General features: G+C 44.1%; 15 protein-coding genes. 11 read left to right on the top strand and 4 right to left on the bottom strand.

Annotation, left to right across the window (positions count from 1 at the left end; all coding sequences use genetic code 11):
- Positions 1-108: 108 nt before the first annotated feature.
- On the top strand, positions 109-1,209 hold the full coding sequence (locus MC7420_RS09200) for a tetratricopeptide repeat protein (protein ID WP_006100143.1): 1,101 nt from the start codon (positions 109-111) through the stop codon (positions 1,207-1,209).
- 197 nt (positions 1,210-1,406) lie between these two features.
- Here MC7420_RS09200 and MC7420_RS43280 read toward each other — a convergent pair whose 3' ends face one another.
- Complete coding sequence (locus MC7420_RS43280) at positions 1,407-1,538, bottom strand: hypothetical protein (protein ID WP_006100101.1); 132 nt, start codon at positions 1,536-1,538, stop codon at positions 1,407-1,409.
- A gap of 288 nt (positions 1,539-1,826) precedes the next feature.
- Here MC7420_RS43280 and MC7420_RS35015 point away from each other — a divergent pair, with 288 nt between their 5' ends.
- Positions 1,827-5,675 carry a tetratricopeptide repeat protein gene (locus tag MC7420_RS35015; protein WP_006100200.1) on the top strand — a complete coding sequence of 1,283 codons (3,849 nt, stop codon included), beginning with the start codon at positions 1,827-1,829 and terminating at the stop codon, positions 5,673-5,675.
- 207 nt (positions 5,676-5,882) lie between these two features.
- Here MC7420_RS35015 and MC7420_RS09190 read toward each other — a convergent pair whose 3' ends face one another.
- Positions 5,883-6,263, bottom strand: coding sequence for a hypothetical protein (locus MC7420_RS09190; RefSeq protein ID WP_006100178.1), 381 nt, complete (start codon positions 6,261-6,263; stop codon positions 5,883-5,885).
- 197 nt (positions 6,264-6,460) lie between these two features.
- Between MC7420_RS09190 and MC7420_RS09185 the strand changes: the two genes are divergently transcribed.
- The 8 genes from MC7420_RS09185 to MC7420_RS09150 all read left to right on the top strand — a co-directional run bounded on the left by MC7420_RS09185 (position 6,461) and on the right by MC7420_RS09150 (position 17,619).
- A complete protein-coding gene (locus tag MC7420_RS09185; protein ID WP_157453103.1) occupies positions 6,461-8,290 on the top strand; it encodes an XRE family transcriptional regulator in 1,830 nt (609 codons plus the stop codon).
- A 7-nt stretch (positions 8,291-8,297) separates the two neighbouring features.
- The gene (locus MC7420_RS09180; RefSeq protein WP_006100279.1) at positions 8,298-9,566 is read left to right on the top strand and encodes a DUF1822 family protein; all 1,269 of its coding nucleotides are present in this window, start codon (positions 8,298-8,300) and stop codon (positions 9,564-9,566) included.
- The gene (locus tag MC7420_RS09175; protein ID WP_157453102.1) at positions 9,511-11,925 is read left to right on the top strand and encodes a CHASE2 domain-containing protein; all 2,415 of its coding nucleotides are present in this window, start codon (positions 9,511-9,513) and stop codon (positions 11,923-11,925) included. Before MC7420_RS09180 ends, MC7420_RS09175 begins: the two co-directional genes overlap by 56 nt.
- A gap of 187 nt (positions 11,926-12,112) precedes the next feature.
- The gene (locus tag MC7420_RS09170; protein WP_006100000.1) at positions 12,113-12,934 is read left to right on the top strand and encodes a DUF928 domain-containing protein; all 822 of its coding nucleotides are present in this window, start codon (positions 12,113-12,115) and stop codon (positions 12,932-12,934) included.
- 51 nt (positions 12,935-12,985) lie between these two features.
- Complete coding sequence (locus MC7420_RS09165) at positions 12,986-14,068, top strand: mechanosensitive ion channel family protein (RefSeq protein WP_006100031.1); 1,083 nt, start codon at positions 12,986-12,988, stop codon at positions 14,066-14,068.
- A gap of 380 nt (positions 14,069-14,448) precedes the next feature.
- A complete protein-coding gene (locus tag MC7420_RS09160) occupies positions 14,449-15,561 on the top strand; it encodes a mechanosensitive ion channel family protein (protein WP_006100179.1) in 1,113 nt (370 codons plus the stop codon).
- Positions 15,562-15,663: 102 nt separating this feature from the next.
- Positions 15,664-16,224, top strand: a complete 561-nt coding sequence (locus MC7420_RS09155; protein ID WP_006100289.1) for a DUF2062 domain-containing protein — start codon at positions 15,664-15,666, stop codon at positions 16,222-16,224.
- Between the two features lie 132 nt (positions 16,225-16,356).
- Positions 16,357-17,619, top strand: coding sequence for an RNA-guided endonuclease InsQ/TnpB family protein (locus MC7420_RS09150; RefSeq protein WP_198016413.1), 1,263 nt, complete (start codon positions 16,357-16,359; stop codon positions 17,617-17,619).
- Between the two features lie 88 nt (positions 17,620-17,707).
- Here the strand turns inward: MC7420_RS09150 and MC7420_RS09145 are convergent, their stop codons facing one another.
- Together MC7420_RS09145 and MC7420_RS09140 are read right to left on the bottom strand one after the other, a co-directional pair.
- Positions 17,708-18,571 carry a DUF4388 domain-containing protein gene (locus MC7420_RS09145; RefSeq protein WP_006100098.1) on the bottom strand — a complete coding sequence of 288 codons (864 nt, stop codon included), beginning with the start codon at positions 18,569-18,571 and terminating at the stop codon, positions 17,708-17,710.
- Positions 18,572-18,726: 155 nt separating this feature from the next.
- Positions 18,727-19,086 (bottom strand): response regulator transcription factor, encoded by a 360-nt coding sequence (locus tag MC7420_RS09140; protein ID WP_006100211.1) that lies wholly within the window; start codon positions 19,084-19,086, stop codon positions 18,727-18,729.
- Between the two features lie 726 nt (positions 19,087-19,812).
- On the opposite strand from MC7420_RS09140, the gene MC7420_RS09135 reads away from it, so the two are divergent.
- A complete protein-coding gene (locus MC7420_RS09135; RefSeq protein WP_006100230.1) occupies positions 19,813-21,165 on the top strand; it encodes an AAA-like domain-containing protein in 1,353 nt (450 codons plus the stop codon).
- The last annotated feature ends 174 nt before the right edge of the window (positions 21,166-21,339 follow it).

Genomic DNA, 21,339 nt, shown 5'->3' with positions numbered 1-21,339 from the left:
AAGACAGAGGAAGGCATGTCGGCTAGAATTGTGGAGAACTAAAAGTCACAGCCAACTCGCTTAAGTAACAGTCACAAGTGTGGATGGACTAGCCAGCAATGAAACAGAATGGATCAAAAGGAGTTCGAGCAAGCATTTAATCGGCTAACACCCCGACGCAAGCAGGTGTTACGACGAGTATTGGCGGGTGAAACCGATGGAGCGATCGCCAAGTCTCTGAAGATTGGAGAAGCGACAGTCAGAAAACATATTGAACGGACTTGTCAAACATTAGGCTTAGACAATAACCATGCCGATGAGCGCCGTTACAAACGCTTGGAAGTCGCGAAGCTTGTTGCACAGTACAAACCTGAACTACTCACAAACTCCACCCCTGTCACTGCCAATCAGGTGACACCCGAAACAGCCAATGCCAAAGACACCAGTGATGCTGAGATAGGGGCTGCCCAAACCCCTGAGCCGACAAAATTAGCGGAACACCCTCAAGATGAACCTGATGTCATCTGGCAGTTACCCGCCATGACCCAATCTGTTCGCGAGCAGCTCCTCAAAACCTTCAGCCAACTAATTGACGAGGAACCCAAACGGAAGCAAATAGCTAAAAATCTCAACAAAATTGGCTATGAACACTACCTAAACGGGGACTTCCAAAGTGCTGCATTTTATTTACAGTGGGCAATTGAATTTAATCCCAACCTAGGCGGCGTTCACTACAACCTGGGTTCAACCTATGAAAAGCTAGAAGATAGTGAGGGAGCCTACCACCATTACCAAACAGCAGCCAACTACAAGGGACGCGCCGCCGATGCTGCCCTCAGTAACCTGGCTCGTTTGGACATTTTGGCAGGAAACAGCGCTACAGCGATTGAGCGGCTCTTGCCAAGAGTAACGCAAGTTAAGGATGCTTCCGTAAAATCCTCTGTACACAAAAATTTGGGTTGGGCGTATCTGCTGCAAAAGCAATATTCTGACGCTCAGTATCACCTGCAAAAGGCAATTGAATTAGATAGCGAACGTGCGGCTAGTTACTGTTTACTCGCACAAGTGCAAGACATTCAAGGGGACGAAAAAAGCGCTCTGGCATCATGGGCAAACTGCCTTACCTATGACACCAGAGACAAGAGACGAAAAGAAGTCGCTTGGAGATCTCCGGAATTAGACTTCTGGCAGTTTCAGGCACGCGAACGCCTAAAACCTTCAGGCAATTAAGCTGAAACTTCAACAACGTCTGAATAGGTAATGGCTTTTTCCTTTCAAGGTAGCGGTAAGCTGTTCGGCATTTAAACCTTAATATCAATAATGGCGCAATCCTTGTAGTGCGTTAAGCGAAGCCATGCCGCAGGCTTTGCATCTTGCTCGCTACTAATACCCAATTTAAATGCATGACAGCTTACTAGAGTTCGACATCAAGGATTAGGAACAATTGGCACATCATCTTCATCTTCTTCATCCTGAGTAGAACTAGTAGACTGATAGCCGTTGATTTTCAAGAGTGATAGGTAGAGAGTCTTGGTGATTGCTTCGTTGTAATTGTTCATCTGCAAAAAAAAATAGTGCTATTGAAACGCCTCAAACCCTATAACTGGCTTATTAGGATCGAGTTTGGCGATTTATGCAGTTAACTGGCAAAAATTCTGCGATCGCACCCGTCATGGATGAGCCGAAACACCTGTAGTCTCGGTGTAGGGGCAACCCATTTGCACTAATAAACAATACCCGTCCACTCAATTTGCTCGGATCGCCCTCCGCTTATAGCGAAGACAGGGCAACTAAAAATCTAGCTACAATAATGGAATCTGCACTTCCCCTTAGTCGAGAAAGTATCCATGAATATGCGTTTAGTTAGCCTCAGCTTTGTTATTTTTCTGCTTTCGCTACCGACTCTATTCTTACCCCCTAGCTTCACACTCTCGCCGTTGGTTGCCCAGACGTTTTCTAATGAAACTCGGAAAGCTGAAGCGGATCAACGGCTAGATGCTGGTATCGAACTGTATGACGATTTTCAATTGGGAAAAGCTCTAGTCAGCTTTGAGGAAGCATTGTTAATTTATCAAGATATTAACGACCAAGCCGGTGTTGGCACAAGTCGGCAAAAAATTGGTTTAGTCTATCAAAGTATGGGTGAGTATCAAAAGGCGTTGGATTCCTACCAGCGAGCTTTGGTAATTCAACGAGATATTCGTGATGGAGCAGGCGCTAGACTAACTCTCTTTCAAATCGGTAAAATTTACGACAGGTTTGGAGAGGAACAACAGGCATTGGATTACTACCAGCAAGCGGCGGCAATTCCACCTGACGTCGGTGAGGGGAAACAGGAAAGCAGTGCTTGTCGCGATCGCAGTTGGCAAGGCGTCGCGTTCAACGCAATAGGAAGACTCTACCAAACCGAAGAAAACTATTCGCAGGCGTTGGATTCCTACCAACAAGCTTTAACAATTCGCGGGGAAATCAGCGATTGTGGTGATGAATCCTTAAGCCTCTTCCGAAATAAAGGAGCAACTCTCTTGTTCAATACAGGGTTAGTGTCTTATCATCTGGGACAGTATCAGCAAGCACTCGATTATTTCCAGCAAGCTTTAGCCATTTTTAAAGAACTTGACGAACTGGAGTCCCAATGGGCAACCTTAAACCGGATGGGAGTCGTTTATCGCCAGCTAGGGGAGTATCAACAAGCGCTGAATTTATTCCAGCAAGCACAGAGACTGAATCTGCCAATGGGCGGTTTTCATCACGCCGGACATATCCATAATCTCGGCATCGTTTACCACAAGCTAGGAGAGTATGAGCAAGCAATTGATTACTACCAACAAGCGTTAGCCAGTTCCCAAGGATTAGGGAACCAAGAAGGCATTACTCTGAATAATTTTGGCACACTTTACCACGAACTCAAAGACTATCAGCCAGCCTTAGACTATTATCAAAAAGCTAGAGCTATTTTTCAGAACGAGGATAACCTTAAAGGAGAAGGCGTCACTCTGAATAATTTGGCAGCACTATATCACGATTTGGGAAAAATTGATAACGCATTGCCATACTACCAACAAGCTTTGGCAATTTTCCGAGAACTGGGCGCAAAAGATTGGGTACGATTAACGTTCAACAATATTAAATTAACTCGGATAAAATCGGGTCAAGGCCTCGATTATGACCTGGAAAATGGCGATAGATTAACTGAAACAACACCAAATTTACCCGTTACTTTAACTCTTGATCCGCTGCTCTATAAAGCGCCACTCCCAGTCAAGCGAGAAGTGCAACTGTATCAAGAAGGGAGGCAACTTTCCCAAAAAGGTGACTATCAAGAAGCCTTGGGAAAATTTCAGCAAGTCTTGGTTATTCATCAAGAAAATGGCAATAAAGCAGAGGAAGGGACTACTCTGAACCAAATCGGGTTAGTCTATAGCAACGTGGGAGAGTACGCCAAAGCGTTAGACTTCTATCAGCAAGCCTTAGCCATTCCCGAACAAGTTGTGGGTAACACCGGGGCAATTCACTACAACATTGGGCGAGTTTACAGTCAATTAGGCGACTACAACCAAGCCTTAGACTTCTATCAAAAAGCTTCAGCCCTCGCCCAAGAACGTAGCTACAAATCAGGCGAAGTGAGAATTATTAACGCCATCGGTAATGTTCACTCCAAACTTGGACAGTACGACTTAGCGTTGGAGTTCTATCAGCAAGCCTTAGCCGTTCTCAACACCGTTGCCTTTGATAAAAAATTGCTGGAAGGAGCAACACTTAATAATATTGGACAAGTTTACCGCCACCAGGGAAACTACGAATTGGCTCTAGATTTATATCAGCAAGCCTTAGCAATCCAAAAACAATTAGGCTCTCAGGGTGGAGAAGGAGTAATTCTCGATAATATGGGAGAAGCTTACGTTCAGTTGGGAAAGTATAAAACTGCCTTAGCTTATTACCAACAAGCTTTAACCATCAGCCAAGACATCGGTGAGCGAGCGAACTCTGGAGAAACGCTGAGTAATATAGGTTACTTACTGGAAAAACAAAACCAGCCTGAATTAGCCATTATTTTCTTTAAACAATCTGTTAACCTTAGAGAAGCCATTCGAGAAAGCATCAAGGGACTTCCTCAAGACCAACAGCAATCCTACACTGAAACAATTACTGAAGATTATCGCCATCTCGCCGATTTATTATTACAACAAAACCGTATTTTGGAAGCGCAACGGGTTCTTGATTTACTCAAAGTTCAAGAACTTGACGATTATTTCCGTAATGTACGCGGAAATGAAGAAACTGCCCAAGGTGTGCCAAATTTGCCGCCAGAACAGCAGATTGAAGAGGGCTACCAAAGGATTCTGGATCAAGCTATTTCCCTGGGTCAAGAACTCAGCCAACTGCGACAAAAAAATAATCTCACTCCTCAAGATGAACAGCGCATCACCCAACTGGTAAACGCCCAAGCTCAAATTATTGATGATTTTGATACCTTTATTTATAGTGAAGATGTCTTGGCACTGGTTGACCAACTGAGTCCCCGAACCAGAACCCCGGATTTAGTAGACGAACTCGACAAACTCCTCGGCTTACCAGAAAATCTGAGAAATTTGCCCCAAAATGCCGTCCTTTTCTACCCTCTGATTCTTGAGGATCGCCTTGAACTCATCCTCACCACTCCTGACTCTCCCCCGATTCGCCGCACCGTATCCGTCACTAAAGCGCAACTCAATCAGACAATTCTTGACTTCCGCAGAGCCTTAAAAAATCCGACATTAAATGCCAAAATTCCAGCTCAGCAACTCTACAATTGGCTAATTAAACCCTTAGAAAATGACCTAACTACTGCCGCCGCCGAAACCATTATCTATGCTGCCGATGGACAACTGCGCTACATTCCTTTGGCAGCATTACACGACGGGAAACAATGGCTAGTGCAGCGCTATAGTATCAATAATATTACGGCGTTTTCCCTAACGAATCTCAACCGCAAACCCCAACCCAAAATTAAGCTATTAGCCGCTGCTTTTGCCAATGGATTTTACAATGTTAACGTTGCTGGACAACGGTTTCAATTAGGGGGTTTACCTTATGCTGGCGTTGAAGTGGAAACCTTAGCCAAAACTGTTCCCGGTACAACCACACTTTTTGATGCGGCGTTCAATCCTGAGGAGACAATACCCAAACTAGGGAATTATACTGTGATTCATTTTGCCACCCATGGCGCGTTTGTCGTCGGCACACCGGAAGAGTCATTTATTCTCTTTGGTGATGGCACTCCCCTAACGGTATCACAGATGCGAACCTTAAACCTCAATGGTGTTGATTTGGTGGTTCTGTCAGCTTGTGAAACGGGAGTGGATTACCAATTAGGTACAGGAGCAGAGATTCTAGGTTTAGGATATCAGCTTGAACGGGCAGGAGCAAGGGCTGCGATCGCGTCGTTGTGGGTGGTGGATGATGGCGGTACTCAATGGTTGATGAATGCCTTTTATTCAGTCTGGCAAAGTGACAATCTCACCAAAGTTGAAGCTTTGCGACAGGCGCAACTGGCTCTCATTACTGGTGACGATAAAGCGATGGGAACGCAAGGTGGAGACACGGGGATGAGTGGGATAGAAGCCGTTAGCGATACTATCACACCAAAGGGTTTTAATCGCTTTTCTCACCCTTACTACTGGGCACCGTTTATCCTGATTGGAAATGGGTTGTAGGAAGGTTCAGTCGGTTGGTGGAAATAAACTCAACCCTATTAAGTTGAATGGCACTGAAAAGCGTGCATTTGGGGATCGCCTCCACCCTTGATATACCGTAGGGTGGGCAATGCCCACCAGCCTCATCTGAGCTTGGGATTCCTCCTATTAACCCACTTCACAGGCGATCGCACAGATCCCTAACAATGTATTGACCAGGATTGGGTTTTATGAATGATTAGAAAATCCTGTAATTATTTTTTTAATCACCAGTCTGATGATTAGGGCGAGTAACTCATACCCTCCAAATAGAATACTGGCAGAAACGGTCATCAGGGGAATAGTATAAGCAGGCTTTGAAGCCTGCTTATTGGAGTCATTTGATAAGCTCTCTTTATAGGCTAAAACCTCTTCAATACATATTTCCTTAGAACATTTTTCAAGTGAAATTGTCTCCGCTTGTTCCAAGTCTCTGACCGCCTCTTTTGAGAGAATGTATCCGAATACACCGCCCAAAACTATCAAGGCAATAATTTTAGAAATTACCGCAAGTCTAGTTGTCTCAAACTTGAGACTGATGATGATCTCCGAAGCGTTATTTTGATCCATTTTTTCTCCTTTAATGATTTAAAATGATGCACCCTCCTTATTAGGGTTGAGTTTTTCAATTTATGCAGTTAACGGGAAAACACGACACTCTCCAGCCTTGAGTCGCTGCGTAAGTTCTCTCGGAGCAATTTCTGATACAGTTAAATTAGTGCAACACTAGCTTATCAGAATTATACGTTCTACACGAGCCAGTAACCATGTCGAATGGACAACCTCAGGAGATTATTAATCAATTCTGTATTTTATACGAGAGAACCAGCCACCCTAGTTATCGTGGCTTCAAGCCATCGATGCAACAGCGCCTGAAACGCCGCATGGAACAACTGGTTCAGTTACATCCAGAGTGGCACACTGATGATTACGTTGACTATTTCTGCAGTATCATCAACCAGGAATCACAGCCTGAATCGGAACAACAATTCGCCCATCTCCATCTGGTTGCTTATTTGGATGCCTCTCGCTGTCATTTTATCCGCCAGTTTTCTCGAAAATTCCCCTTCCCTCTAGCCACTTGTCTCCATTTTTTTGACCTGACGACTGACGTTCTCTACAATCGCGATCAGTTAAAAAAAATCATTCATGGACATAATACCCATACGAGTAACGCCGCTAATTTAAGAACCTATATAGAAGGCGCACTCAAGAATATTATTATCAACCAAATCAATTGGGAATCCGACTGGCATCTCTTATGTAATGTGGATCTCACCAGTCGCCGCAAATTCAATAATACCACGCAAAAATTGAGAGAGGCTTTATTCCGACAAGGAATAACTGAACCCCTGGTGTCTCAATACTGCTTTGCTTGGCAATACTTTGTTCCTATTTATAAAAACAATCGGCTTTATAATCCAAGTCAAAAAAAAGGTAGGGCGTGGGTTCAACCCGAACAGACGGATTTTGAGGAAGCGGCTAGAGACTATAATCTGAATCGATTCCTTGCTGATGCTCCCCTACAAGTTTCGTCTGGCTCAAACATAACAGCAAAGACGATTCAAGTGTGGATGAATATCTGTATCCAGGCGTTACGCAACTCTCAAAAACTGGTGGAACTGTCTAGGGATGCCGATAGCTATGAAAAACACTATTATCAGTCAGTTAATCCTTGGGAAACGTTAGAGTCTGACCAAAACTCTGCTGAATTTATTAATCAAATTACTCCCAGTTTACAGGCACAACTTCAGCGCATTGATCAGAATCTAGACAAAATTCGGAGTAAAATCCCTCGGCAATTCCGTCAGGCAGTTATGCCTTTGTGCTATCCTCACGAACTTTCCCTGTTAGTTCAAGCTCAGTTTGCCAAGAAAGTGGGAGTCAATCAGGGGACAATCGCCCGTTTTATCGCCAATACCTACAAGTCTCCTCTGTTAACTCAACTCGATAGTTTGATGCGGACGCAGTTATCCCCTGATTTGGATAGTTGGAGTCAAACCTACGTGAACGAGTTTTTGTCAAAGCGATTTACTAATCCGAATCAAACTCATGAGATTGATCAGGCGTTAATGGTTACGATTAATTCTCTGGATCACCAGTCCCAATTACTCCTTAGATTGTACTATGGGCAAAACAAGAGTATTGATACTTTGGTTAAGGATTTAGACTATGAGTCTACCTATACCATCGACCAAAATTTAATTTCAATTCGATCTGATTTGCAACGAGTCGTTAGGGAAACAATCTATAAACTAGAGATCAGTTATGTTGAGCAAGTCACTAGAGTCTACTATAAGCAAGTCATATCTTGCCAATTGTTGACGGCTTTATCCAGCATGAAATTGAGGAAAATCCTGAAAATGCGATATGCCCAGAGAATGCCTGAAGACAAGATTGCTAGGCTGCTGCCCAACGAAAACATAAGCCAAGCGATTAACCACGCTAAACAGCAATTACAGAAGGTTTTACTTCAGTGGAGTTATGGCAATTATGGAATTTCTTTAGAAGCCGAAAAAGAACAAGTTAGTAAAGTTATTGAAATTTGGCTAAATCAGTTGTATTGCTTAGATTTAAACGAAAAAAATCGTATATAAACAAATTATGTTTAAGTTACTAGAATTATCAACAACCTATCCTGATCAAGTTTGGTTGAATCTTTCAGAGAAACAACAACAACAAGCTTGGCAGCGATCGCAAAACAATACGAATGCGATGACTCGCTGTAATGCCTACCTAAATGAACTCTGTTTAACGGCATTTATTCCTTGGCTGGAGGGGTGGTGTCAAGAAGGACAAGAGAGCGACAAGTTAACGAAAATTAACTTTTTCCCAGAATCATCCTTACCCAGTCTCTGGGAATTTATCAATGGTACTCTAATTAACTTCGGTGACATTCGACTGGCGCTTATTCCTACAGATAGCACCAATTTAGATGAGGTTTGTGTCCCTCAAGAATGGGTCGATATTGTCAGTTGGAGAGCCGATTATTATCTGGCTGTACAAATAAACTTGGATAATCCCGATACATCTTGGATGCGGCTGTGGGGATATATTAGCTATCAAAACTTGCAGCAAAACGGAATATACGAAGAAAGCGATCGCGCCTACTACATTTCTGGACAACATTTAACTCCAGATCTGACTCTGATGTTACTCAAACCTGAACCCGTTGTCCCGAAAGATGTACAAGTTGAATCAATACCGTCTTTAACCCAGGAAACCGCTGAACGGTTATTGGCACAACTGAGTCAATCCTCTGTTTCCACCCCGCGTCTTGCGGTTTCTTATGACCAATGGGCTGCATTTGTCACAAACGAACAATGGCGTCAAGACTTATACCAAAGACGGTTAAGACAAGTTCAAAGAGTGGCAGAACCTGATCCACCCCGGATTAACCTAGGACAATGGTGGCAAAATATCTTTGAGTCGGGTTGGCAATCTCTAGACGCCTTTTTAAACCAAGATTCAGTCCAGGTTGCCGTTAGTTTTAGACATAGACGATCTCAACGCAATCCAGAGAGACAAGTTTATGTAGAAGGGATTAAGGTAATCGATTTGGGGATAGAACTCAACAATCAAGCCGTGGCTTTGTTGGTGGGTTTAGCCCGAGAGATAGACGAACGAGTCGGTGTTCGGGTACAGCTTTATCCGGTGGGAGAAAACTCTATCTTACCCCCTAATATTCGCGTCGCATTACTCTCTCAATCTGGTGCTATACTTCAGGAATACCAAGCCCGAATACAGGATAATTTAATTCAACTGAAACGATTCACCTGTCCCGTCGGGAAACAGTTCAGCATCCGGGTGGCGCTGGGTGAATTTAGTATTACCGAAAAATTCGCGATCGCACTGTTTGCGACTGATGAATAATTTAGTGATTTTGAACCTAGGACGAGGAGACTTGTACAATGGCTTTGCCTGGGTAACGGCTCAGTTACAGGTACAAGATCAACCCCAAAATCGGCAGTTAATCGGCAGTTTACCCGCCGCACCTCATCTGGTGGAACTTTACCGCCACTGGCAATTACTCTACGATTTACTCTATCAGGCTCGTTCGTTCATTATCCATCGCTCTCATCCTCAACCCATTGATATCGATGAAGATATCCAAATTGATGATACTGATGTAACTCACGTTGGCGAAGCTGATTTTGTTGAGGTTTGTCAGGAATTACAACAGCAGATTGATATCTGGCTCGATTCCCCAGACTTTAGTCCGATCTGTCGTCAACTTTATCAGCAATTTACCCCGAATCAAGACATTCGCGTCATTATTCAAACCGAAGACAGTAACCTGAGAAAATTACCCTGGTATACCTGGCGATTTTTTCGGGATTATCCCCACGCCGAAGTGTCGTTGAGTTCTCTCAACATTGAACCGAGAAAAACGACTCAACCGCCAACTAAAACCGTGAGAGTCTTGGCAATTCTCGGCGATGCAACGGGAATTGATATTGACGTGGATCAGCAATACCTCGCCAGTCTGGATGGTGCCGAAACCGTCTTTTTAGTCGAACCCCGCCGACAGGAGTTAAATGAGCAGCTTTGGCATAATCAGGGATGGACAATTCTCTTTTTTGCCGGACATAGTTCTAGCCAAGGGGATGGTAATTCCGGGGAGATTTATATTAACCCCCATGAGCGTTTAACCATTCCTCAATTAAAACACGCCCTCAACGAAGCGATCGCGGGAGGGTTACAGTTGGCAATTTTTAATTCCTGTGATGGCTTGGGATTAGCGCGACAACTGTCGGATCTACAGATTCCCCACATTATTGTCATGCGCGAACCGGTGCCGGATAATGTGGCTCAAGCCTTCCTCAAGTACTTTCTGATCGAGTTTGCTGGGGGGCGATGCTTCGATTTAGCGGTACGGAAAGCGCGGGAACGATTGCAAGGATTAGAGGGGGAGTTTCCCGGTGCAAGCTGGTTACCGATCATTGTACAAACACCGACACCCATTGCACCCACTTGGCAAGATTGGCTGCAACCGCCAAAACCTGCCCCTAAACCTTCTATCATGGGAGCAAGACGCCCCCGTTGGCAAACTCTCCTCTTAAGCAGTGCGATCGCGACAGGGTTGGTGATGGGAGTGCGGTGGCTGGGGTTCCTGCAATCTTCAGAACTGTGGGTGTTTGATGCTCTAATGCGAATGCGCCCGACAGAACTACCCGATGAGCGCCTACTGATTATTACCATAGACGCCGCCGATATTCAATATCAAGATCAACAGGGAATGAAACGCCAAGGATCACTGGCGGATCAGGCGTTAGTCAACCTCTTGGACAAAATTAAACCCCACCAACCCGCCGTCATTGGTTTAGACATTTATCGTGATCCAGTGGCGTTCAGATTAGATCCCGACGCCGCCAAACAAGCAATTCGTGAGCGAGATCAGCGATTTATCGACATTTGCCAAATCGGGGGAGGTGTAAGAACATCCCCGGAAATCCCCCCGCCATCAGGCGTTCGGGTGCAGCAGGTAGGGTTTAGTGATCTCCCCTATGATCCAGATTTAGTCATCCGACGCCAGATTTTTGGCATGGCGGCGGGAACCCACTGTCAGACTCAGCAATCCTTTAGTTTTCAGATTGCCCGTCACTATTTAACGTCACAGGATATAGAATTTAAAAGGCTTTCCCGCACCCAGTTTCAAATCGGCACCCGTATCTTCCCCAAATCGGAACGCCACAGGGGAGGCTATCATAATCTGGATTCCGGTGGCTTTGAAGTGTTGCTGAATTACCGTGCAACACAGAGAATTGCCCCAAAAGTCCCTCTACAGCAGATTTTAAACGGGTCAAAAGATGGGGAATTGGCAGCCTTAATCCGCGATCGCATTGTACTAATTGGTACAACCGACAACAGCTATGGAGACTATCATCTCACTCCCTACAGTGCCGCGTTTGAGCCAATTCGAGAACTCTCCGGGGTGGAAATCCAGGCGCAGATGGTGAGTCACATCATCAGTGCGGTATTAAATCAGCGACCTGTGGTATGGTGGTTCCCACAGTGGGGTGATGTGCTTTGGGTTTGGGCTTGGTCTGGAATCCCAGGTGTATGCATGGGAGGATGGCATCAGCGGCGACTCTATCTCATCGTAGCTGGGGGTACAGCGTTAGCCGCACTGGGGGGATGCGGCTTTGTTTTCCTGTGGCGAACCGGACTTTGGTTACCGTTGGTGCCGTCGATAGTTGCTTTCTTCATGGTTGGGTTTTGGATTAATTGATTATCTGGTGGTGGGGAAATGGGCGGGTTTTGTTGTTGAGGAGGAGATGGCTCCATTCATTTTGTCCCTAAACCCGCCCCTACATTTGCACTTTTGTATTTTTATGTCTTGGCGTGTAAATTACGCCAGCTTGTTTTTTTATCCAAACTTTAATTAGTGTGGATCTCGATCTATAATCTTACCATTCATGATTCGATTACTGAACCGATATCTCAGGCTTAACCTACCCAACCTTTTAATCCCAGTTGTCTGGGGTATAAGTTGGAACTATATTCCCTCCAGTTTAACCTCCGAGTCTCCTCGCATTCCGGCACTACTCATGGCTGGTGTGTTTGCCCAGGAGAATAATCAGAATGACGATAATGTGGACTTTCAATCTGATGGTAGAAGTGGAAATCGTACCGGAGGAGGAAGTCGTAGCAAGTGTCCCCCGATGGATTTTCCGCTAACGGCGTTAGTTCCTGAATCGAACTGGGGAAAAACTCTTGAAGCACACCCGACATTGTGGTTTTATGTTCCTTATTCTCCAGAACAAGCCCCTGTGGGAGAGTTTGTGTTGCAAGATGAAGCGGGTAATGATGTCTATCGACTTCCGTTTGAGTTATCGCAAACGCCGGGTTTGGTTCGTCTCAGCGTTCCGGATACTCAAGAATCACTGAAAAGGGGTAACTGGTATCGCTGGTACTTCACACTGTATTGCGATCGCGACAAATCTGCTAGTCCAGTTTTTGCCCAAGGATGGATACAGCGAATTCCTTTAACTCCCACTCTAGAACGTCAACTTAGTGCGGCAAAACCCCGCGAAGATCAGGTTTATGTCGCCAACCGAATTTGGTTCGATGCATTAACGCATTTAGCGAATCTTCGTCTTGCTAACTCACCCCAGGTTACCGATGCAGACTGGCGTAACCTCTTGCAAGGGAAAGGGGTTAACTTGGAACTGCCAAGCCAAGAGTTGAGCGTGGGTCATGTTATCTTTAACGAACCGAGGAGTTTGGGGGAGCTGTAAGCTGCACGCCATAATAGTTTAAACGGCTCATTGCTTAAATTGGAGATTCCTATGCTGGATGCCTTACCAGGATTCCTGGATTTCGATACCCTAAAAACATTCATCTTACTCGCCCTTGCCGGGATTTTCGCGATCGCGGGCGGTTTGTTTGCCTTTCGCTGGCTGGGTTCGCTATGGGAGCGGTTCAGGGATATCTATCCTAAGGTGATTCAACCGGAAAAAGAATTACTCGGGTTAGTCCTGAGTCTAACCTTAACCGATATTATTTTTCTCGCTTATGCCAGACGAGAGTTTATCAAGCTGATCGAACTTCCCATCAGTCTCGCCTTAGCGATTACAGCGAGTTTGTTAGGCTCTCGGTTATTCAAGCGCTTTTTTGATGCCTATCTGTTAAACGCCACCCTGCAAAGTGGACGGAAGGTTAATAGTGAATTATTACTCCTTTCCAAACTGGTTGTCAATTTACTGATTATTGTCACCATCATCCTTATCTTTGCCCAAACCCATCAAATCAATATTTTTGGCTTGTTGGCAAGTTTGGGAATTGGTGGACTGGCGGTGGCGTTTGCCGCACAAAAAACCCTGGAACAGCTACTGGGTGGGATTGTAATTTATATTGACCGTCCCTTTGTCGTCGATGATTATATCGGTCTACCGGATGGCACATTTGGCAGAGTCGAATCCATTGGACTGCGGTCTACCAAAATCCGCTCCTCTGGGAAAGGAACGTTAATGGTTATTCCCAATAGTTCTCTGACTCAGGTCAGTATTGAAAACTTCACGGGTGCTAAGAAAGTTATTTCGATTATCTCATTAATTTTCTATCGTCCGATACCCGACCAAGAAAAATCGCTGATCCGCCAAGTTATCTTAGAAAGTACAATTGATATTTTTGGGATTGACTCTCGCAGTACAGATGTCACGTTTAAAGATATTATCCAAGATGGAGCGCCGGGAATGACTCAAGCCCAAATTAACTTTTTTATCCTGGGTTCTGGTGAGTTCTCGATGGAGTTGCGGCGTCAAGTCCTGGATATTGCCAAACAAAATATCACCAATCAACTCAAGGAATATGGTATTGCTTTTGACATTGAGGAACAAACCATTAATGTGGATTCACCGATTACGATCTAAGTAGGTAGATGGGGACAATAAAAGTTAACGGCTGAGATGGTCATTGGTCATTGGTCATTTGTAAAGGTTTGATGTGTATTTACATAACTTAATATAGGCAGGTTTATTGCCGTGGACTTCCTTAGGGCATTCTGAATAAGTGTTGTGGTGGAGGGAATAGGCTCCCAAGCAGGAGGCAACAGTAGTGCGAGCGTCTCGCTCGCTATTCGCGTCTCGCTCGCTATTCGCGTCTCGCTCACTATTCGCGTCTCGCTCGCTATTCTGTATGGATAACGTTTAAACTTTCAAATGAAAGGCATTACAGTTTATTATATAAAATACAGATGCGATATTTCGTGTCCCTCTAGCCATTCTGATTTCTCAAGTAGCCGTACTCGCTGATGAACTTAACTGATATACCTAACACGATTAGTGATGTTTCTCTGTTTGTATACTCCTTAAATCTGCCTAACTATGTAATTTTCCTGATCTTTGCTCTCTTCTCTGTTTTAGCAGGTCGATACACGCCGATTCTGGTGAGCTGGATTATCCACCGATTTTCACTTCAGCAGGGAAAAGAAATTTATGATAATTTGATCGCTCCACTCCAACAAGCTTTCAAATTTGCTGGCACCTTAATTTTACTGTCATTCTCATTGGCTTGGCTGGGGGTGTATCAGGGATTTCATGACTTCCTTCGTCCCTTTATGGATTTAGCTGTGACTGTGAGTGTGGCTTGGTTAGCATCTCGCTTATTTCGCCAGTTTGTGCGCGTGTATGGAATAGGATTAGTGCGGAAACTTGGTCGAGAAGTTGATGAATTACTCCTGGTTTTTGAGACTCTAGCGAATGTAATCATCGGATTTATTGCCGTGGTTGCATTTGCTCAAAGCCAGGAAGTAAACTTAGTCGGATTACTTGCTAGTTTTGGGATTGGCGGTATTGCGATCGCGTTTGCAGCCCAAAAGACATTGGAACAGCTTTTGGGGACGATTGTTCTTTATTTAGACCGCCCATTTATCCCGGGAGAATATATTCGTTTACCTAATGAGGTGTTTGGTCGCGTTGAATCGATTGGCTTGCGGTCTACAAAAATCCGCACAGCGGCTAAAAGCACACTTTTGATTGTTCCGAATTCAACGATGGCAAATTGGGAAATCGAAAATGTGACCCGAGGCAAGAAAGTGATGGTGTTACTCTATTTAGATTTTTCTCAACTTCTGGAAGAACGAGAAAAGGCTTTAGTTCAACAAATTATTGCTGAGAGTACCAACTCTTTATTCGGCATCGATCCGGGAAGTACGAATATTACCTTAATTCCCTCCCTAGAGGACAAAACCACCCGGGCGCGGGTAACATTTTTTATTCTCGGCTCAAGTGAAAATTCGATTCAATTACGTAAACGCCTCTTGGAACTCGCTAATGAAAAAATTTCCAAGCAGTTACTCGCTTATGGAATTAACTTTAAGATGAATGAACCGACGATTTATGTGGATTCACCGATTACGATCTGATCTAAATGATGAAGATGGAACTCGATCGCGATCGCACAGGTCGGTTAGGATGAGTGTATATCCTGTACCGCCCTTGCTGTAACTGTAGATTCTCTAGCCTGTATGTCGAGAAATTCCCTGCAAACTCGTCCCCAACGTTCATCATTAGAGGTAAAGCCTGAACCCATTCGCCCTTCCCCTGATCGCAATCCCAAAGTCGGATCTAGTTTCCGACGGCGCTTACAATACTATTACTGGCGCTTAATTCGTCTCTCTGGACCCCCAGAGGCGATCGCACGCGGATTAGCCTGTGGTGTGTTTGCGGGGCTGTTTCCCCTATTTGGACTACAAACGATTTTAGGGATATGTCTAGCGCTGATCTTTCGCGGCAATAAAATTATCGCGGCGGCTGGTACTTGGGTGAGTAATCCCTTGACTTATGTGCCAATTTATGCATTTAACTTCCACCTAGGAAAATGGCTACTCCAGAAAAATAGCTTAACCGATATTAGCCTCGGATCTTGGCAGGAGTTCAAGGCGTTAGGATCTGAAATTATCTGGACACTATTTGTTGGCTGCTTTACGGTGGGGATGGTTGGTGGAATTTGTAGTTATTTCCTAGGATTGACACTAATTCGGCGGGTTCGCGCCTCTTATCGATCGCGTCGTCGGCATCAGCGTTAAATTGATGTAACGGTTGTTGAACGTAATTGCGGCATTCCCCGACTTCAACGACAGTAAGTCGGGGAAGGATAGCAGACAAACTAGGAATTAAATAGTCCGCAGTTTGTCAAATTTCTATGGTAAAATCTAGGCATGAAAACACGTAGAGTGACCTATAGAATTTACCCAAACAAGGCTCAATTTGACCAGCTTCATTGGGCGAGAAAAATGCACTGCGATCTCTATAACGCGGCAATGGCTAACCGAAGGACGCAGTACAAGCGCTTTGGTCATTCCGTTAATTATCTTGAGCAGCAAAACTGTTTGCCTGAGTTTAAGAAAGTTTGGATTGAGTATGCCGAATTAGGTTCTCATACGTTACAAGCTACATTAAAGCGGGTTGATTTTGCCTATAAGCGATTTTTTCAAGGATTAGGTAAGTATCCTAAGTTTAAAGCGAAGCGGCGGTATAGTGGCTGGACATATCCAGACCAAGCAGGTTGGAAGGCTTTATCTAACGGTAAAAACGGTTACTTGGAACTAAGAGACCTTGGTTTAAAGATTCAAATGCGGGGGCAAGCTAGGACTTGGGGAACTCCAACAACCTGCACAATCTTTTTCAGAAATGGTAAGTGGTATGCGTCAATCACTGTGCAGTGCAACCCAATCCGTCAAACAGGTACGGGTTCAATCGGAATCGACCTTGGCTGTAAAGACGCGGTGACGCTTTCAACTGGCGAGAAAATTGCTAAACCCGATTTTATTAAAGAGGGACACAAAAAAGTTAAGGTAGTCTCAAAGCGGTTAAGACGCAAAAGACCACCTAATAGGAACAAAAAAGTTAAGGGATCGAGACGATGGAAAAAAGAACAAAAGCGGATTTCTGAGCTTCAGGGTAAGATATCCCGACAACGAGAAGACTGGCTGCACAAAACAACCAGCGAGATAGTTAGCGGTAATAGCCTAATCGGTGGTGAGCAGTTAAACGTCAAGGGTATGACTCGGAAGGCAAACAAGGGTAAGCGTAAGAAACAGAAAGCCGGATTAAATCGGTCTATTCTCGACGTTGGGTTTGGCATAGTCGGTGATTTATTAAGCTACAAATCGGCTGAGGCAGGTGGGTTTTATGTTGAGTCACCAACTAGGACGCTCAAGCCAACTCAACGATGTGCTAAATGTTGGGAATTAACGCCTAAGACTTTGAGCGATAGAGTCCATATTTGCTCTAATCCCGACTGTAAGCACGTCGAAGATAGAGATGTTAATGCTGCTCAAGTTAATGAGATTTGGGCAAGGGGTTTGGAACGAACCTCTTTAGACGCAGAGCTACCTAGCTCTACTGATTGTGGAAGCATGAAGCAACTAGGAGCTCAGAAGCGTCAGAAACAGCGACTTCAACGAAGTAAGTCGCTGTAGTTCATATAAACATTTTCTTAGATCGCCAAAACTCTTAATATACCGTAGGGTGGGTTTCGGCTTCGCTCAACCCACCAACCTTAAGTCACTAAGACGCTTTAGGAACTAAAAATCCTAGTAAATGTTGCAGAAACGAATAACTAACGACTTCCCGATAGGAGTCTTGGTGTAACCCTGATGATTGAGACTCAATGGCTGGGGTATAGTCATCCTCTACCGCTAGAGACATCTCTTCGGCTAAACCGATCGCAATTAAGCGAAAAGCAATCTGCTGTACCGTTTTCAGGGGAAGTTGTAGGTATTGGGCGATGGATTTGAGAGACATCATACAATCCGTATATGTCCAAACTTGCCACTCTAGGTCATTTAACGGAAACTCAGACTGATCTGTCCCTAAACTGGCTAAACCCATATCTGGATCAGGTAAGTGATTCGCCAAAGCATCCCAACTTGGTAAATTTCTCAGTCCCATCAATGTGGCGAGTGTCGCCGATATACTCAAACCCGTCATTTCTATTGTCGGTAACGGTACATTATGATCAAACCTAAAATGACCTGCTTTAAGTTGAAATGCATCACATAAGGGCTGGAGAACTTGAGATTGAAATAGCCACTTGAGTTGTTGGTTGGTTAAAATACCCTGTTTTTTCAGATAAGAACCCAAAGGTTGATGCTTAGGACATAATCGGTTCAGTTTAGCAAAGAGACTGGATGGACAGATATCCTTGAGCCAGCGCTGTTGGGCAATTAAGGAGACTAAACCTTGATGATCTAACAAATTTGCCATTCCCACAAGCTGTCCCCGATACACCCAGATATAATACGCTTGATTCGAGGACGTATGATCCGTACCTTCAGGATGCAGCGTGAGTAAACCGCTTTGATGTCCAGTTTCCAGTAAGCAAAAAACTTGCGGTAGAGAAAAATCAGCAAGAGAACCTGTGATGCACATGATAATTGAAAGGGTTTTTAAGGGTTGACGTTAAATTTTTTAAAGGAGGGAGGTAAGCAAAAGCCCTGATCTATACAGAAGTTTTGATTTTTTTCAGTGGTTATTCGGGACAAGTTTTACAGAATGCCAGCCACTCCTCCCCGAAGACGTTTGACTTAGCAACAGAGACAGTGGGATTGAATTCGATCTAATAACTCTTGAAAGCTAAAGGGTTTAAAAAAATAACCATTAGCTTTAGCTTCATTCGTCAAGATTATTGGCAAATCTCGTTCTAAACCTGTCATTAGGAATATAGGCAGATGATAGCCATGATAACGCAATTTTTTACACAGACTTATCCCATCCAGTTTGGGAAGCTCGATATCAGAAAGTACCAAGTCATAGTCAGTGATTACTGCCCGTTCCCAAGCCGCTACACCGTTTGTGACTACATCGACGATATAGCCTTCAAAGGTGAGACATTCAAATAACGCTTCGGCAAAGTCTAAGTTATCTTCAACGACAAGGATTTTCATGATATCTAAATCCGTTTTCTAAACAAGGATAATGCTTCCGGGAACTCTCCCCGACAAATTAAGCTTTTCAGATCAGTGTTTATCGGTTAATTTTTTCAGAGAAAATCCCTAGGGTTTCGGTTAAATCCATTGAAGTTTTAGACGCCCGTTTGTCACGGTGATCGCTCCAGCTACGACGCCTTAACAATCACTCAAATCCAAAGCGATTTTTCGTTAATAGCTTTAGCCAAGAATGCGGATCAATACCAGCGACCTCTCTTCCAGCCTATCCCCGTTACACTGAGGAACAAATTTTATGGTGTTTCACAACCTACCATCTATACTTTTTATGATGCCAAATTTAATCTCTATCAACAATATATAAATTTGATATGAATTTTGTGCGGCTGAACGGCGAAGCTTTATCTAATCTTTAATTGCTGTCCCCAAAATTTACAGATTCTTTAAATAAGAGGGTTGACAAACTCAATAGGATGTTGAATTCTTATTAAGATAATCAGATTTCCAGATTTGTCAATATATAAAGTTGATATTTTAGTCAGAGACAGGTCACTATTTATTCGCGTCTATTTTGGTTTATTGCACAAAATTATGTAATTGTCAATATATTAAACTGATAAGTTGAGGGAGTCATCTTTGTCTAAATTTTATGAACTTATATGAATTGACAAGGCGTGACATGTTCTAAACGGTAATGGCGCTACAGGCTGAGAAGGCATAGATAGGATGATTAAACAGGGGCATCGTCCAATTGACCAGATATTGGAATGTATTGATACGTTCCTGGTTGCCAAGACTGGTCATTCGCTGAGTTATATTCAAAAAGCGATTCTATGGGCATCATGGCAGGATGAACCTAAAACCTATGACCAGATTGCTCAGGAGAATGGTTATTCTGCCAACTATATTAAGCAAGGTGTCGCGCCGAAGTTATGGCACTTACTCTCAAACGCCTGCGGGGAAAAAGTTAATAAGACGAATTTTCGCTCGGTACTCGAACGCAGACTGTTTAGTGACAAGGGTTTGACAACGGCTAACTTCCTAAAACCTAGACAGTTTGTTGCCTTAGAAGTACCAGAGGGACAAGTTCCGTTGAATTCTATCTATTATATTGAGCGATCGCCTATAGAATCAGACGGCTGTCAGCAAATCCGCCAACCCGCCACTATCCTGCGTTTGCAGGGTTCTCAGCAGATGGGGAAAACCTCGTTAATGGCAAGAATTCTGGCTGATGCCCAAAAGCAGAACTATCGGACGGTACGATTAAGTTTAAATCAGGCGGAGAGTTCAGTGTTTAGTGCGATCGCAACATTTCTGCGCTGGCTTTGTGTCAATGTGACACGACAACTTAAATTAGAACCGAAGCTGGATGAGTATTGGGATGAAGCAATGGGCAGTTTGGTTAGCTGCACGCTTTATTTCCAGGAGTATTTACTTGCACAAAGCGATCGCCCGTTGGTTATTGCCATTGATGAAGTGAATCAAGTCTTCGAGTATCCGGCGATCGCGGGAGACTTTTTGGCATTATTACACTCCTGGCAAGAAGATACTAAAGATATCCCTATCTTTTCAAACCTGCGCTTGGTGCTAGTTCATTCCTCTGAGGGTTATTGTTGGTTTCATACCTATCAATCGCTGTTGACGCTGGGGTTAGGGATTCAGTTATCCCCGTTTACTCGTGAACAAGTCTACGAGTTGGCAAAGCGTTATGGACTCTATTTATCATCCCAGGAACTGGATCAGCTTATGCGACTTGTGGGAGGGTTTCCCTATTTGGTGCGTTTGATGTTCTATGAAATGGTCAAACATCAGGTGAGTTTAAAATCGATAGTAGAAACTGTAGCGACGGATACAGGAATCTATGGGAATCACTTGCATCGCCATTTATGGAGGCTGCGCCAGTATCCAGATTTAGCGGTTGCTTATCAGCAGGTGCTTAAGGCAAATGACGCTGTAGAACTTGATCCAATCCAGATGGTGAAGCTGCACAGTTTCGGGTTAGTGCGTTGGGTTCGCGATCGCGTGGTGGTAAGCTGCCAGTTGTATGAGGCGTATTTCCGCGATCGCATGGTTAACTGATAGTAGTGGCGTAGTACACCTAAGTTGATGAATTAGAACTGTAGGGGCGCACTGATGTCATTGGTATCAACGGTGAAATCTATTCCACCATGTTAGTGTTCGTAGTAAGGGCTTTAGCCTTAGATTTTGTTTTCTGACGTCAACCCAACTTACAACCTATTCTAGAATAGGATT

The organism is Coleofasciculus chthonoplastes PCC 7420 (assembly GCF_000155555.1).
GTDB lineage: Bacteria > Cyanobacteriota > Cyanobacteriia > Cyanobacteriales > Coleofasciculaceae > Coleofasciculus > Coleofasciculus chthonoplastes_A.
Note: the sequence above shows the minus strand (reverse complement) of the source record. Positions and strands in the feature narration are given on the sequence as shown.